Below are 13,443 nucleotides of genomic sequence, written 5' to 3'. Positions count from 1 at the left end.
TCCGATGTCGCCGTCCTTTCACCGCGTGCTCCTGGTGCCGTTGTTCGGGTTCTGTCTGAACGCCAGCGGTGCGCCGCTGGATGAACCGCTCAAGCCTTTACCCGCGGTGCCACAGCAAAATCCGCTGCGGGTCGAGCTCGGTCGCCAGTTGTTCAACGAACCACGGCTGTCGGTCAATGGCACGCTGTCCTGTGCCAGTTGCCACCGGCTGGAAAACGGTGGCGCCGACGACAAGGCCTTTTCCATCGGTTTCGCCGGCCTTCCGGTGACGGTCAACACCCCCAGCATGTTCAACGCAAGCCTGAACTTCCGGCAATTCTGGAACGGTCGGGCCGACACCCTGGAAAACCAGATCCATGAAGTGGTGAAGAGTCCCAGCGAAATGGGCAGTAACTGGGAGCACGTGGTGGAGGTGCTGGCTGCCGATGCGACCTACCCAAGCGCGTTCCGTGACGCCTACCCGGACGGCGTGACCATGAACAATGTGCAAAATGCCCTGGCCACCTACGAACGCACGCTAATCAGCGCCAACTCGCGTTTCGATCAATACCTGCTGGGTGATACCGAGATTCTCACCAGGGAGGAGAAATACGGTTACCAACGCTTCAAGGAATACGGCTGCATCGCCTGCCATCAAGGGGTGAATATCGGCGGCAACATGTTCCAGAAGTTCGGGGTGATGGGCGATTACTTCCAGGCTCGGGGAAAGCCTCTCGAAACCGACCTGGGACGCTACCTGGTGACCAAGGATGAAGAGGACCGCAACGTATTCAAGGTGCCGAGCCTGCGCAATGTCGCCGTGACCGCGCCGTACTTTCACGACGGTTCGGCCAAAACCCTCGAGGACGCGGTGGACGTGATGTTCAAGTTCCAGCTCGGGCGCATTCCTTCCGCCGAGGACAAGACCCTGATCATCAAATTCCTCAAGACCCTGACTGGCGAATGGGGAGGCAAACCCTTATGAAAATGTCCCGTCGCCGCAGCCTGGCGCTGCTCGGCAGCGTTGCCCTGGCTCTGGCTCTGGCTTCGACGCTGTTGTTCCTGTACCTCAAGTCGAGCTCGGACCAGGCAACGACCTACGCCGAATCCCGGGACCTGATCGGCCGGATCAAGCAGCTGAACGCGCAATGGGAAACCGAAATCCTCAAGGCCAGGATCGCCACGAATCACAACTACGATCCACTGGTCACACCGCTGACCGAGATGACGCACCTTTGGGAGCGGTTCGACACCATGGAGTCGGACCACGGGCGCAACGACTCGCCCATCTGGCGCGCCAGCCATGATGCGTACCTGACGGCCATCCAGGAAAAGACCCGGCTGGTGGAGCAGTTCAAGTCGCACAACGCAGTGCTGCGCAACTCTCTGGCGTTTCTGCCCACTGCCGAGGACGACATTCAGGAGCAGCTGGCGCAGTTGGTGGATGGCGACAAACTGCAGTTGCAGAACATCGCCACCGACACCTATGACTTGCTGCTCAGCAGCCTGGAGTTCGCCCAAGTCACCTCCAACGACAAGGCCGCCGACATCCTGGTGGGTCTGAACAAACTGGCGGTGAACAAACTGCGGCTGCCGGAGCAGTTCCACAGTCCGATCGAAATCCTGAGCAACCATATCGCGCTGATTCTGCGTGAGCAGCCCGTGATCAATGGTCTGCTGGAAAACATCGAAGCCATCCCCGTGGCCGAACGCCTGGACGACATTACCAACCTGCTGAACACGGACCAGCAGCAGGCCGACGCGGTCGATCAGCGCTATCACTTCTACATGCTGGTGTTTCCAGTGCTGTTGGTGCTGTTGCTGGTATACTTGGCGATTCAGCTGATGCGCAGTTTCACGGTGATCAGTCGCGTCAACAAAGCCCTGAAAACCGCCAACGACGACCTTGAGCTGCGGGTGGAAGAGCGCACCCGTGAACTCAAGGATACCCAGAGCGAACTGCTCGACACCGCACGCCAGGCCGGCATGGCCGAGATCGCGACCAATGTGTTGCACAACGTCGGCAACGTGCTCAACAGCGTGAACATCTCGGCCGACCTGGTCACCCGCAAACTGCGCGCCAGCAAGGCCCAGGGGCTCGGCAAAGCCATGCAACTGATCAATGAACACCCCGGCGACCTCGGCACCTTCCTGACCCAGGACGAGAAAGGCAAGTTGCTACCCGGATACCTTAACCAACTGGTGGAGGCCATTGCCCAGGAACAGCAAGGCATGACCGAAGAACTCGCCCAGTTGACCAAAAGCGTCGACCACATCAAGGACATCGTCGCCACCCAGCAATCCTACGCGGGCGCCAACAGCCTGATGGAACCGCTGCACATCAGCGAACTGCTCGAAGACGCCCTGCGCATGAACTCCGGCGCCCTGACCCGGCACCATGTCACGGTGGTCAAGGATTACAGCGAAGTGCCGCAAGTCATGGGCGACAAACACCGGTTGCTGCTGATCCTGATCAACCTGATCAGCAACGCCAAATACGCCATGTCCGACCTCAGCGACCGCCCGCGACAAATGACCCTCGGCGTCAAGATCGTCGACGACGCGACCCTGCAAGTCAGCGTCAAGGACGACGGCGAAGGCATCGCCCCGGAAAACATGACGCGCATCTTTGCCCACGGTTTTACCACCCGCAAGGAAGGTCACGGCTTCGGCCTGCACAGCTGCGCCCTGGCCGCCATCGAGATGAACGGCCACCTCAGTGCCCACAGCGACGGGCCGGGCAAAGGTGCGTTGTTCACCTTGCAGATACCGCTGAAAACCGTCACGGAGGAAGCATGAGTGAGCTTTCGAACCGACGCATTTTGTTAATCGACGACACGCCATCCATTCATGTGGATTTTCGCAAGATACTCACGCCGATGCCGGTGCAGACCCTCGAACTGGACGAGATGGAAGCCACGTTGTTCGGCAGCGAAGTGAAGTCCGCCAGCGTGCTGTTCGAGCTGGACTCCGCCTATGGCGGCCAGGAAGGCCTGGGCAAACTCAACGCAGCCCTGCAGGAAAATCGCCCCTACGCCCTGGCCTTTGTCGACATGCGCATGCCTGAAGGCTGGGACGGCGCGCAAACCATCGAACACCTGTGGCAGAGCGACCCGCGCCTGCAAGTGGTGGTGTGCACCGCCTATTCCGATTACTCCTGGGATGAACTGCTGGACCGTTTGCAGGCCCATGACCGGCTGCTGATTCTGAAAAAACCGTTCGACAACATTGAAGTCCAGCAGATGGCCAACACCCTGCTGACCAAATGGGACATGACCGAACGGGCCAGCGTGCAGATGGACCAGCTGGGGCAGATGGTCGAACGCAGGACCCGTCAGTTCACAGAGGCCAGCGTTGAGCTGCAGCGGGAAATCGACGAGCGCAAGCAGCTTGAATCCCAATTGGTGCAATCGGAAAAACTCGCCTCACTGGGGCAACTGGCGGCCGGCGTCGCCCATGAAATCAACAACCCCATCGGCTTCATTTCCTCCAATCTCGGCACCCTGGATAGCTACTTCAAGCAATTGCAGGAAATGCTCGACGCCTATCGGGATGCCGAAGAAGGCATCGGCTCCCGTGAGCTCATCGAGCGCTTGCAACAGCTGCGCGAACGGGTCGAGCTGGAGTTCCTGCGCGAGGACATTCCGCTGCTGATCAAGGAATCCAAGGAAGGCATCAGCCGGGTCGGGCAAATCGTAAAAGACCTGAAGGACTTCTCCCGCGTGGACACCAGCCAGGAGTGGCAGTGGGCGAATGTGCAGCAAGGCATCGAATCGACCCTGAACATCGTCGCCAACGAACTCAAGTACAAGGCCGATGTGGTGAAGGAATACCAGGACCTGCCCGATATCGAATGCCTGCCGTCGCAAATCAACCAGGTGATCATGAACCTGATCGTCAATGCGTCACAGGCCATCGGCCCGGAACGCGGCACTCTCACCCTGCGCACCGGGCTTGAAGGTGAAAGGGTGTGGATCGAGGTTGCCGACACCGGCTCCGGCATCACACCGCAAAGCCTGAAGAAAATATTCGACCCGTTCTTCACCACCAAACCGGTGGGCCAGGGGACGGGGCTCGGGTTGTCCTTGTCCTATGGCATCGTGAAAAAACACCGGGGGGATATTTCGGTGCGCAGTGAAGTGGGTGTGGGCACCACCTTCAGGGTCGAGTTACCCGTGCGCCAAACATAACCAGCCGCCTGAACACGCCCCCTGTAGGAGCTGCCGAAGGCTGCGATCTTTTGATCTTCGGCACTTCCCGACAGATAAAAAAATCAAAAGATCGCAGCCTTCGGCAGCGCCTACAGGGGAACAATGTGGCTTAGGCGGCTTCCTGGAAGTCCATCTCCGGTGGCTGGCGACGGAAACCGCCCGTCAGCACCGCCAGGTACACCACGCCGATCGCCAGCCAGCTCAACCCCAGGTAGATCGCCAGATGATCGAGGCTGACCATCAGCCACAGGTCCGCCGCCAGGCCGATGAACGGGAACAACAGGAACAGCACGAACTCACGCAGACCTTTCTTCTCGCCGCCGATCCAGTAGTGAAAGATCACCGACAGGTTCACCAGGCTGAACGCCAGGAACGCGCCGAAGTTGATGAATGAGGTCGAGGTGGTGACGTCCAGTTTCAGTGCCAGCAAGGCCACCACCGCGCACAACAGGATGCTGTTGATCGGCGTACCGAAGCGTTCGTGCAAGGTGCCGAAAAAGGATTTGGGCAACACACCGTCGCGACCCATGGCGTACAGCAGTCGCGAACCGCTGGCCTGAGCCGACAGGCCCGACGCGAACTGGCCGACGATCAGACCGATCAGGAAGATCGACACGAACAGGTCGCCGCCGATGTTGCGGGCAATTTCATAGGCCGCCGAGTCGACACTGTCGAACTGAAACGACGGGTGCGCGATCTGCACGAAATACGACACGCTGACAAAGATCAGCCCGCCGATCAGGGTAATCAGCATGATCGCCCGCGGGATGGTGCGGCGCGGGTCGCGGGTTTCCTCGGTCAGGGTGCTGACCGCGTCGAAGCCGAGGAACGAGTAACAGGCAATGGCTGCACCGCTCATGATCAGCGGCATCTGCATGTCGCCATTGAAGAACGGTTTGACCGACCACAAAGGCGTGCTCGCGTCACCGCCGACGTAGTGGATGCACAGCGCAACGAACGCGATCAGCACCAGAAACTGCACCAGCATCAGCAAGGCGTTGATGCCGTTGGCCAGTTTCAGGCCGACGATGTTGATAGCGCTGGTGATGCCGATGAACGCCAGCACCCAGACCCACTGCGGCACCGCCGGGAACGCGGAGTTGAGGTAGGCCGCGCCGATCAGCCAGATCGCCATGGGCAGGAACAGGTAATCGAGCAACACGGCCCAACCGGCGATGAAGCCGAGTTTCGGGCTGATCGCTTTGCGCACATAGCTGTAGGCCGAGCCAGCGACGGGGAACGCCGAGGCCATTCGGCCGTAGCTCATCGCGGTGAAGAACATCGCCACCAGTGCCGCCAGATACGCGGCCGGCACCATGCCGGCGGTGGATTGAGCGAGGATGCCAAAGGTGCCGAGCACAATGATCGGCGTCATGTAGGCGATGCCGAACAGCACCACCGACCCTAATGACAGGGTGCGTTGTAAACGAGCCATGAGCGACTACTCCGAATTTATTAGATTTATGGCAGAGCCGAGTTCGGCGCAAATTACGGGTGTTGCGTTGTTGTTCTTGGGTGTCGAGCCAGGTGAGTTGTGGAGTGCTGAAAAGATCGCAGCCTTCGGCAGCTCCTACATTGATCGCATCCCCCTGTAGGAGCTGCCGAAGGCTGCGATCTTTTGATCTTCAGCCTCTAGGAATCAGCAACTCCCGAAGCCCATTGGCCTGTTCAACAATCTCCCCCGGCAACTTCAGCCGCTGATCATCCAGGTATCGATAATCCTGCCGCGCCGCTGCCAACTGATTCAGGTCCAGCTCTACCGCAAACTGCCCCTCCTCCCGCCCGGCTTCGAACAGCAGCGTGCCCAACGGATCCACCAGCGCACTGCCGCCGGCGAATAACAATCCGCCATCGCCCGCTTCCACCCGGTTGACCATCAGCGCGAACGCCTGGTTTTCCTGGGCGCGGGCCATGATGGCGGTGCGGTGGGTCGGGCCGTACGGGTCCATGTTGCCGTTGGTGACGATCAGCAATTCGGCGCCCAGTTGCGCCAAGGCGCGGGCGGTCTCCGGAAATTCGATGTCGTAGCAAATCAGCAGGCCGACCCGCACACCGTTCCACAGGCACGTGGCGTAGCGATCGCCAGGCTCGTAGACGCCGCGATCCGACGCCCACAGGTGCGTCTTGCGATAGCGCAAGGCAATGCCTTCGGGGGTAATCAGCAGCGTGGTGTTGTAGAAACGGCCGTTGTCGTTCTCGGCCATGCCGACGACCACCGCAATGTTGCGTTCACGGGCAGCGTCAACCATCGCGCTGACCGTCGGCCCCTCCAGCGGCTCGGCGATCTGGGCCACCGTCTCGGCCGAGGGGAAGCCCATCAAGTGGCCTTCCGGGAACATGACCAGTTGCGTGTCGGCGGCGCAGGCCGCAATGGCGGCAAGGGCGCGTTCGAGGTTATAAGCCGTGTCATTGTCACGGCCCGCCAATTGGGCGAGTTCGACCTTCATGGGTATTCCTTGTTCTAGTGGCCGGGCGGCAGAAAGATTGCCCGGTCGGTGTCTGTGCGCCAGTATGCGCAGCAAGCCACCGGCCGGGAAATCACGCCGCTGGGGTAACCCGATAGGGGTAGATGCATGACACTCTCGTTTGACGACATCGCCTGGCACCGCTCGGTCGGGCAACTGATCGACGCCCTGGACAAGCCTAACTTCTGGACGCAACTGGTGCGCCTGCTGGATCAGTACGTGCCTTTCGACAGCTGGGTGGCGTTGCTTTTCAGCGCCGATCAGCACCCGCAAGTGTTCGCCGAATGCCCGGGCGAGGACGGCAGCCCCGATCAGTTGTTCCAGGATTACCTGCGCGGGTTGTACCTGCTCGACCCGTTCTACATCGCCTGCCGCGAGCAGTCGCGCACCGGGCTCTATCGCCTGTCGGAAGTGGCGCCGGAGCACTTCGAGCTGACCGAGTATTACCAGCGCTACTTTCGCCTGAATGTGGTGGCCGATGAAATCCAGTTCAATTGCCAGCTCGAAGGCGACCGCACGCTGTGCCTGTCCCTGGGCAGCAAGCAGCGTTTCAGCGGTCAGCAGATTGCCTTGCTGTCGCTGATCCAGCCTTGGGTGCTCGGCCTGTTGCGCCAGCGTCTGCCCTACGAAATCAACGAAGTCGTGGCCCTCGCGCCAGCGCCGATCCAGGGCGACTGGCGGGTTCAGCTGGAAGCGTCGGTGCAGCAACTCAAAGGCGCGCAATTGACCGCCCGGGAGCTGGATGTCGGGCGCTTGATGCTCAGCGGTTGCTCCAGTAAAGAAATCGCCCGTAAGCTGGAAATCTCTGTCGAAACCGTGAAAGTCCATAAGAAACACATGTACAGCAAACTGGGGATCAAGTCCCAGTCCGAGCTGTTTTCGATTTTTCTGCAGGCCCAGAATGCCTGAAAAGATCGCAGCCTTCGGCAGCTCCTACAGGATGTACACCGATCCAATGTAGGAGCTGCCGAAGGCTGCGATCTTTTAAAAGAACCGAGTCCGAACCCAAGGAAACCGTATGAGCCTGTCACTCCTGAGCCGCTACGCCTTCTTTGCCGTCTGTGTGATGTTTACCCTCGCCAGCCTGCCCTTCCTGGAGCATGACTGGCTCTGGCCGATCACCACCGTCACCGGCGTCCTTAGCCTCGTAGGCCTGTTCGATCTGCTGCAAAGCCCCCACGCGGTGCGCCGCAATTATCCAATCCTCGGCAACATCCGTTATCTGGTGGAGGGTATTCGCCCGGAAATCCGCCAGTACCTGCTCGAATCCGACAGCGACGCCCTGCCCTTCTCCCGGGCCCAGCGTTCGCTGGTCTATTCACGCGCCAAGAACGAAAGCGCGGACAAACCCTTCGGCACGTTGATCGATGTGTATCAATCGGGTTTCGAGTTCATCGGCCACTCCATGCGCCCCGCGCCGTTGAGCGACCCGAGCAGTTTCCGGGTGATGGTCGGCGGCCCGCAGTGCACTCAGCCGTACTCCGCCTCGGTGTTCAACATCTCGGCCATGAGTTTCGGCTCCCTCAGCGCCAACGCCATTCGCGCGCTGAACCAGGGCGCCAAACTCGGCAACTTCGCCCACGACACGGGCGAAGGCAGCATCAGCGCTTACCACCGGGAAAACGGCGGCGACCTGACCTGGGAACTCGGCAGCGGCTACTTCGGCTGCCGCACCGCCGACGGGCGCTTCGACCCGGAACGCTTTGCGGCACAAGCGCAGACCCCGCAAGTGCGGATGATCGAAATCAAAATGAGCCAAGGCGCCAAGCCCGGTCACGGCGGCATCCTGCCCAAGCACAAGGTCACCAGGGAAATCGCCGAAACCCGCGGCATCCTGATGGGCGAGGACTGCATCTCGCCGTCGCGACACAGCGCGTTTTCGACGCCGATCGAACTGATGCACTTCATCCAGCAACTGCGTGAACTGTCCGGCGGCAAACCGGTGGGCTTCAAGTTTTGCCTGGGCCACCCGTGGGAATTCATGGGCATCGCGAAGGCCATGCTGGAAACCGGCATCCTCCCGGACTTCATCGTCGTCGACGGCAAGGAAGGCGGCACCGGTGCAGCGCCTGTGGAGTTCACCGACCACATCGGTGTGCCGATGCGCGAAGGCCTGCTGTTTGTGCACAACACGCTGGTGGGCCTGAACCTGCGAGACAAAATCAAACTCGGTGCCAGCGGCAAGATCGTCAGCGCCTTCGACATTGCCAGCGTCCTGGCCATCGGCGCCGACTGGGCCAACTCGGCGCGCGGCTTCATGTTTGCCATCGGCTGCATCCAGTCGCAAAGCTGCCACACCAACAAATGCCCGACCGGCGTCGCCACCCAGGACACCCTGCGCCAGCGCGCACTGGTGGTGCCGGACAAGGCCCAGCGCGTCTTCAACTTCCACCGCAACACCCTCAAGGCCCTGGCCGAAATGCTCGCCGCCGCCGGCCTCGACCATCCTTCGCAGTTGTCGGCCAAGCATTTGGTGCGGCGCATGTCAGCGACCGAAATCAAACTGTTCTCGCAGTTGCACGTATTCCTGAAACCGGGGGAGTTGCTGACCGGGGAAGTGAATGGCGAGTTTTACTCGCGGATGTGGCAGATGGCGCGAGCGGACAGTTTTGAGCCCAATGAAGTCGCTGCGGCCTGAGCCCAACGGCCCCGCCATCGCGCTTCACCAGTGAAGCGCCTTGATCCGGGCCGGTTCTTTCATGACGATAAAACCGTAATCGCCCAGAAGATAAATCCGGTAGTACGGGTTATCCACCAGCGGTGGATAACCTTGATAACCCACCCTGGTCGCGTTACGTCGCTCCTTCTCCGCCACCACGTTGGTGATGCCTGCGTTCGGCAGGTTTTCGGCCAGCATGAAAAAGTCGATGTTCAGCAGATAGTGCAGCACCGGCATCTGCTTGAACGAACCCGCGGCCCCCACCAGCCAATGATCGGAATACGTCACCGACAGGTAAATCCGCTTGGCCTCGCGCAGCTGCCGTTGGGAGGCAATGTCGTGCTCAAGGCTCAGCAGCGCGCTGGCAGCGAAGGTTTTCTGCACCGTCAGCACCCGGCCATAGGCATATGACAGCGACAGCATCGCCAACAATGGAACCATCAACAACAGCGGCAGCCGTTCGTGAATTCGGGTCAGCGCCAAATGGCTCAAATAGAACAGCAGCACCCACAGGACCGCGAAGCCCATCAGCGTCCTGGCGCCTTCATTGAAATCCCGGAAAAACAGCGCGATACCCGATACCAGCAGCACCACGACGGGCAACGCCAGCAAACACATCAGGCCGATCAGGACTTGCTTCGGTCGGCTTTCCTGACGGCCCGCTACGTTGATCCCCAGCCGGACACTGCCGGCAATGGCACACAGCAACAGTGCCGCGAACACCCAGGCAAATCCGCCGTGAAACAGCAGCACGACTTTTTCCAGCACCCTGGCGATGTTCATTTGAAGTTGCAGCAGGGGCGCTGCTGCCCAGTTCAAAAACAAGGCGCGCTGCTGGCTCATGAACGGATAAGCACTGGCGGCGTAGATCAGCCCGGCGAGTCCGGTCTGGGCGATTTTCCAGCCAAGCAGGTCGCGCAGCTGTGGCCAGGGCAACCGGTCATTGGCGCCCCTGAGCAGCTCCAGGCAACACAAGCCCAGGAACACATTGAGGCTCACCTGATAGAGCCCCAGCGCCAGCGCGATCAGGAAGGCCGGCACCAGCCATTGCAAACGGCGCGAAGGATGACGAAAGGTGATCGTGTAGATCACCGCCACCAGGCTCAAAGCCATGGTGGGGCCGTCATATTGATAAGACAGGTTCTGCAGGAAAAACGGGTTGTACCAGAGCGGTAACGGCACCAGGCAGCAGGCAAGCGTCGGCTGCGGGAAGTAATGAAACGTCAGGCTGGTCAATGCCGAGGCCATGGCCAGCACGGCAATCAACAACGGCAGCGGAAAGATGTTCGGCGCGGCATTGCTGAAGGTGAGCAGGTTGTAGAACAGCTCGGCAAACAATCGGCCCTGCTCCGCCCAGGCCATACCGGCCGACAGGGAGCGCCAGTTGTCATCGATGTACGGATAGTCCGCGAGGATCAGCGGCACGACATACACAAAAGTCGCGAGCAGAAAAAACAGCCACACCTGGCGACGTCCGAGTTCTTTGCTGAAAAAGTCGCTGAACCGGCCCATGCTAAAGCCCGCGCCGGTCTTTGCCGCCGACGATGTCTTTCACCACATAACGCGGTCGATGCTTGGCCTCGATATAGATGCGGCCGATGTACTCACCGAGGATGCCGATGCCGATCAGCTGTACGCCGCCGAGAAACAGGATGGCGGTCATCAACGACGGGTAACCGGGCACGCTGTTGCCGAAGAAAATCTTGTCCAGCACCATGTACACCGCGTAGAGCACCGCGAAGATCGAAATACCGCCACCGACGTACGTCCACAAACGCAACGGCACCGTGCTGAACGAAGTCACGCCCTCCAGCGCCAGGTTCCACAGTTTCCAGCCATTGAACTTGCTGCTGCCCGCGACTCGCGCGGCCCGCTCGTATTCCACCACCACGGTGGTGAACCCGGCCCACGACAGCACGCCCTTCATGAACAACTGATGCTCGGGCAGCGCGCGAATCACGTCGACCACCTTGCGGTCCATCAACCGAAAGTCACCGACGTTTTCTTCGATCCGGGTGTACGCGATATGGTTGAGCACATGGTAGAACAGCGATGCACTGTGGCGTTTCAGGTAACCGTCGGCGGCACGATTGCGGCGTTTGGCGAGTACCACGTCGGCGCCTTTTTGCCATTCTTCAATCAACCGCGGAATGACGCTGATCGGATCCTGCAGGTCGACGTCCATGGGGATCACTGCATCGCCGGTGGCGTATTCCAGGCCGGCGAAAAGCGCCGGTTCCTTGCCGAAATTACGCGAGAAGTTGATCAGCAACACTTGCTCGTCGACCTGTGCCAGCGCCTTGACCTGCTCAGCCGTCCGGTCGGAACTGCCATCGTTGACGAACACGATCTCGACCTCGCCCTGGTCAAGTTTCAACTCGCGCCGCACTGCCTGATAAAACAGGCTGATCGCCTGTTCTTCATTGAATACCGGAACGATCAGCGAAACCTTCACGTTCCACGCTCCTGAAAATGAAGTGTAAACGTTCGACAGAGGCCGTCAGTCGTCGTTCTTGCGCGCCATCGGCCTGGCAGACCGACGGACAGGTCCGCTCAGCCAGCTTAGGCCAGGATGGGCACTTGTGACGGTCAGTGCCTGAAACGAAAAAGCCCCGGCCATGTCGACCGGGGCTTTTGCATTTCAAGCGTAACGTCTTACGAAACCGTACGCACCGCACCTTGCGACACATTGGTCGGTTGCAGCTTGAACACGTAGAACAACACCGTCAGCAACACCAGGAACGCAGGCCCTACATACAGCGCGACGCGGGTGTCCGGGAAGTACGCCATCAGGCCGACCACCAGCACCAAAAACGCCAGCGCCAGATACGAGCTGACCGGGTACAGCCACATGCGGTACTTCAGGCCGGCACGTTCGCTGGCGCTCAGGCCTTGGCGGAACTTGAGCTGGGCCAGCAGGATCATCACCCAGGTCCAGATCGCGCCGAAGGTGGCGATCGCCGTCACCCAGACAAAGACTTTTTCAGGCACCAGGTAGTTGAGCAACACGCCCAGCAGCAAGGCACCGATCGACAGCAGCAGCGCACGACGCGGCACACCGTTGTTCGAGGTCTTGGCAAAACCGGCCGGGGCCTGGCCATTCTGCGCCAGGCTGTAGAGCATGCGTCCGGTGCTGAAGATGCCGCCGTTGCAGGACGACAGCGCGGCAGTAATCACCACGAAGTTGATGATGCCGGCAGCCGTCTTGATGCCCAGACGCTCGAACGTCATCACGAACGGACTGCCCTGGGTGCCGATTTCATTCCACGGGTAGATCGACAGGATCACAAACAGCGCACCGACGTAGAACAGCAGAATCCGCCAGAACACCGAGCCGATTGCGTTGGGGATGGTCTTCTGCGGGTTCTTCGCTTCACCGGCGGTCAGGCCGATCATCTCGACACCGAGGTAGGCGAACATCACCATTTGCAGGGACATCAACACGCCTTGCACACCGTTGGGCATGAAGCCGCCATGGGCCCAGAGATTGGAAATCCCCAGCGCCACGCCATCGTTGCCGAAACCGAAAGCGATGATGCCGATGCCGCCGAGTACCATCGCAATGATAGTGACGATCTTGATCAGGGCGAACCAGAACTCGAATTCACCGAAGGCTTTTACCGCGATCAGGTTGATCGAGCCCATGCTGACCAACGCGGCGAGTGCCCAGATCCAGCGCGGCACGTCGGGGAACCACACGCCCATGTACACCGCCACGGCCGTGATTTCCGCAACGCAGGTCACCAGCCACAGGAACCAGTAGTTCCAGCCGGTCAGAAAACCCGCCAATGGGCCGAGGTAGTCTTGGGCGTAGCGGCTGAAGGAACCAGCGACCGGGTTGTGCACCGCCATCTCGCCGAGGGCGCGCATGATCACCAGGATCGCCAGACCGCCAATGATGTAGGACAGCATGATGGCCGGGCCGGCCATTTCGATGGCCTTGGCCGAACCGAGGAACAGACCGACGCCGATACAGGCACCGAGCGCCATCAAGCGAATATGCCGTTCGCCGAGTTCGCGTTTAAGCGGGCCGCCCTGAGCGGTCTCGCCGTGGGGCAGGTGATTGCCAACTGGCATAGGGGTACAACCTCGTCTTGTTATTGGATGTGACCACCGAGTGTCGAAGCGC

10 protein-coding genes are annotated in these 13,443 nt (G+C 60.2%); 5 read left to right on the top strand and 5 right to left on the bottom strand.

Annotated elements, in window-relative coordinates:
• Positions 1–4 precede the first annotated feature (4 nt).
• Genes ACYZUD_RS29675 through ACYZUD_RS29665 form a run of 3 tightly spaced genes read left to right on the top strand, consistent with a single transcriptional unit; the run spans position 5 to position 4,169 of the window.
• Complete coding sequence (locus ACYZUD_RS29675) at positions 5–964, top strand: cytochrome-c peroxidase (protein ID WP_462021383.1); 960 nt, start codon at positions 5–7, stop codon at positions 962–964.
• A complete protein-coding gene (locus ACYZUD_RS29670; RefSeq protein WP_462021382.1) occupies positions 961–2,778 on the top strand; it encodes a DAHL domain-containing protein in 1,818 nt (605 codons plus the stop codon). Before ACYZUD_RS29675 ends, ACYZUD_RS29670 begins: the two co-directional genes overlap by 4 nt.
• Entirely contained in the window at positions 2,775–4,169 is a 1,395-nt protein-coding gene (locus tag ACYZUD_RS29665; protein ID WP_462021381.1) for an ATP-binding protein, read from the top strand. The genes ACYZUD_RS29670 and ACYZUD_RS29665 overlap by 4 nt, the downstream gene beginning before the upstream one ends.
• A 130-nt stretch (positions 4,170–4,299) precedes the next feature.
• Here ACYZUD_RS29665 and ACYZUD_RS29660 read toward each other — a convergent pair whose 3' ends face one another.
• Together ACYZUD_RS29660 and ACYZUD_RS29655 are read right to left on the bottom strand one after the other, a co-directional pair.
• Positions 4,300–5,625, bottom strand: a complete 1,326-nt coding sequence (locus ACYZUD_RS29660; RefSeq protein ID WP_462021380.1) for an APC family permease — start codon at positions 5,623–5,625, stop codon at positions 4,300–4,302.
• A gap of 190 nt (positions 5,626–5,815) precedes the next feature.
• Entirely contained in the window at positions 5,816–6,637 is an 822-nt protein-coding gene (locus tag ACYZUD_RS29655) for a carbon-nitrogen hydrolase family protein (RefSeq protein ID WP_462021379.1), read from the bottom strand.
• 126 nt (positions 6,638–6,763) lie between these two features.
• Between ACYZUD_RS29655 and ACYZUD_RS29650 the strand changes: the two genes are divergently transcribed.
• Together ACYZUD_RS29650 and ACYZUD_RS29645 are read left to right on the top strand one after the other, a co-directional pair.
• Entirely contained in the window at positions 6,764–7,564 is an 801-nt protein-coding gene (locus tag ACYZUD_RS29650) for a helix-turn-helix transcriptional regulator (protein ID WP_462021378.1), read from the top strand.
• Positions 7,565–7,673: 109 nt separating this feature from the next.
• Positions 7,674–9,293 carry an FMN-binding glutamate synthase family protein gene (locus ACYZUD_RS29645; protein ID WP_462021377.1) on the top strand — a complete coding sequence of 540 codons (1,620 nt, stop codon included), beginning with the start codon at positions 7,674–7,676 and terminating at the stop codon, positions 9,291–9,293.
• Between the two features lie 24 nt (positions 9,294–9,317).
• On the opposite strand, the gene ACYZUD_RS29640 is transcribed toward ACYZUD_RS29645, so the two are convergent.
• The 3 genes from ACYZUD_RS29640 to ACYZUD_RS29630 form a co-directional block, all read right to left on the bottom strand.
• A complete protein-coding gene (locus ACYZUD_RS29640) occupies positions 9,318–10,826 on the bottom strand; it encodes a glucosyltransferase domain-containing protein (RefSeq protein WP_462021376.1) in 1,509 nt (502 codons plus the stop codon).
• Between the two features lies 1 nt (position 10,827).
• Positions 10,828–11,769: a glycosyltransferase family 2 protein gene (locus ACYZUD_RS29635; RefSeq protein WP_462021375.1), complete on the bottom strand. Its 942-nt coding sequence runs from the start codon at positions 11,767–11,769 to the stop codon at positions 10,828–10,830.
• Between the two features lie 200 nt (positions 11,770–11,969).
• Positions 11,970–13,391: an amino acid permease gene (locus tag ACYZUD_RS29630; protein ID WP_462021374.1), complete on the bottom strand. Its 1,422-nt coding sequence runs from the start codon at positions 13,389–13,391 to the stop codon at positions 11,970–11,972.
• Between the last annotated feature and the right edge of the window lie 52 nt (positions 13,392–13,443).

The sequence above is a fragment of the Pseudomonas sp. XS1P51 genome (genome assembly GCF_054897845.1).
The sequence above is the reverse complement of the archived record's forward strand: the minus strand, read 5'-3'. Positions and strand labels throughout refer to the sequence as shown.